We start from the raw sequence: 1,676 nt of genomic DNA, 5'->3' as shown, positions 1-1,676 counted from the left end.
GCACGCCGGGAGCGGGCGAGATGCACACCGCGGTGCGGGCTCCGGTCAGTCGGGCGACCAGCCGGATCACCTCGGCGGTCAGCGCGCCCGGAGAGGCGGCACCCAGTTCGGCCGCGTCCGCACGGGCGGGGGCGTAGAGCGAGTCGTCGACCAGATCGGAGCTGCGGCGCGCGAGGTCGGCGAGCCGGGAACGGTCGGAGGCGGGGACGTCAGTCGAATCGGACACCCGAGCAGCGTATCGCCGCGCACGCGGACGACGTGTCCAACGCGCGGTGATCGGATCGGTATGAGACTCTCAGGGGGATCTCAGTACGGGTATACCGTGAGGACAGCCCGATGAGAGAGAGTGGGCACACGTCGTTCCACGAGGGGGCGACGGAACACCGCGCGGACGACTTGCGAGGAGCCCGCGCCGGAAGGCGGCGGCAGCGCATGTACTCGCAGACGGTGCACGAGACGGCGATCGCTCCCGGCGGTGACCACGACGAGGCGGTCGGTACCGCCCGCTTCGACGCGAGTGGTGACGCCGCCGACATGCCCTCCTGGTCCCAGCTCGTCGCCCAGCACGGGGACAGGGTCTACCGGCTCGCATTCCGGCTCTGCGGCAACGCCCACGACGCGGAGGACATCACCCAGGAGGCGTTCATCCGGGTGTTCAGGTCCCTGGACAAGTACAAGCCGGGCACCTTCGAGGGATGGATGCACCGGATCGTCACCAACCTCTTCCTCGACATGGCGCGGCGTCGGTCTCGCATCCGCTTCGAGGCGCTCCCGGAGGACGCCGAGCGGGTGCCGGGTCGTGAGCGCAGTCCGGAGCAGGTCCTGTCGGAGGAGACCTTCGACCCGGTCCTGCAGACCGCCCTGGCCAACCTCTCCCCGGAGTTCCGCGCGGCGGTGGTGCTGTGCGACATCGAGGACCTCAGCTACGAGGAGGTCGGCCGGATCCTCGGGGTCAAGATGGGGACGGTCCGCAGCCGCATCCACCGGGGTCGTTCCGCGTTGCGTGCCGAGCTCGAGGCGGCCGGTGTGACCGGGGTCCACCAGAGCGTCGACTGATCCCCCCGGGAGCTCCCGGGAACCACCGGAGTATCCCGTGCGTTGATCATCCCGGGCGGTCAGAGCCCGGCCCCGAGGGCAGACGGACGAGGAGGCGCGAGGGTGGACCGACACCAGTCAGGACGCGGGTCCACTCCCGAGTACCGGTTGTCGCGGGACTCGGTCCGTGAGGTCGCCGGGAGTACGCCACCCCCTCGATCCGAACCGCACTTCCTCTCCACCGACCACCTCTCCACCGAGGCGGCGGCAGCGTACGTGGACGGCTGCCTCCCGCCCGCGGGACAGGTCCGCGCGGACGCCCACCTCGCTCTGTGCCCGCAGTGTCGACGCGAGGTGGCCGAACAACAGGACGCACGTCGCGCTCTCCGTGGATCCGGGCCGATCCACATGCCCGGTGATCTGCGGGAGCGCCTCCGCCTCCTCGGGGAGGAGCCGACCCGGGAACCCACAGGCGCCCCGGTGCCCCCGCCCGGGAGCAGGTGGTCGAGGCTCCTGCGCCGCCTGCGTTCGTCCGGCCGTTAGGCTGGGGCGCGTGGAGGACGAGACTGGTGTGCGCGGACCGGCGGAACGGGACGTCGACCCCGACCGACCGCTTCGCGAGCCTGCGCCGATCCACAGGA

Annotated in this window: 2 protein-coding genes and 1 pseudogene; 2 read left to right on the top strand and 1 reads right to left on the bottom strand. The window is 71.3% G+C overall.

Features of this window, described 5'->3' with window-relative positions:
* Positions 1 to 226 (bottom strand): annotated as a pseudogene (locus tag G6020_RS12095) (hypothetical protein); the annotation flags it as partial.
* Between the two features lie 206 nt (positions 227 to 432).
* On the opposite strand from G6020_RS12095, the gene sigE reads away from it, so the two are divergent.
* Both sigE and G6020_RS12085 read left to right on the top strand, forming a co-directional pair.
* Positions 433 to 1,056: an RNA polymerase sigma factor SigE gene (sigE, locus tag G6020_RS12090; RefSeq protein ID WP_179525588.1), complete on the top strand. Its 624-nt coding sequence runs from the start codon at positions 433 to 435 to the stop codon at positions 1,054 to 1,056.
* A 102-nt stretch (positions 1,057 to 1,158) separates the two neighbouring features.
* Positions 1,159 to 1,578 (top strand): zf-HC2 domain-containing protein, encoded by a 420-nt coding sequence (locus tag G6020_RS12085; RefSeq protein WP_179525587.1) that lies wholly within the window; start codon positions 1,159 to 1,161, stop codon positions 1,576 to 1,578.
* Positions 1,579 to 1,676: the final 98 nt, after the last annotated feature.

The sequence above is a fragment of the Dietzia sp. B19 genome (genome assembly GCF_014145155.1).
Lineage (GTDB): Bacteria > Actinomycetota > Actinomycetes > Mycobacteriales > Mycobacteriaceae > Dietzia > Dietzia natronolimnaea.
Note: the sequence above shows the minus strand (reverse complement) of the source record. Positions and strands in the feature narration are given on the sequence as shown.

Excerpts from the sequence above, each read along its gene's own strand:
- sigE (WP_179525588.1), top strand. The coding sequence starts at position 433 with ATGTACTCGCAGACGGTGCACGAGACGGCGATCGCTCCCGGCGGTGAC.